Source organism: Corynebacterium sp. UMB0012 (assembly GCF_030216265.1).
Taxonomy (GTDB): Bacteria; Actinomycetota; Actinomycetes; order Mycobacteriales; family Mycobacteriaceae; genus Corynebacterium.
In genome coordinates this window covers 1-241 of sequence record NZ_JASOKQ010000135.1, presented here as the reverse complement: position 1 = coordinate 241, position 241 = coordinate 1, and the positions used below count along the sequence as shown (strand labels likewise).

Genomic DNA, 241 nt, shown 5'->3' with positions numbered 1-241 from the left:
AACACGGCTGGAAACACACCGATATCGACGAAATTCGTGATGAAAACACCGAAGACGAGTTCCTCAATCTCTATATGTGTGAGTTTGTCCGCGAAGGGGAATCGGCATTTAACCTGAATATCCTGATTGGCTGCGGTGTTGACGGATACGACGACTGGAAAGACTGGAAACCTTTTGCTCCCCGCCCGATGGGGAATCGTCCGGTATGGATTGGGTATGACGCAAACGGCAGTAGTGGCAA

General features: G+C 50.2%; 1 pseudogene. It reads left to right on the top strand.

The window, feature by feature from the left end:
• A pseudogene (locus tag QP324_RS12175) lies at positions 1 to 241 on the top strand (hypothetical protein); the annotation flags it as partial.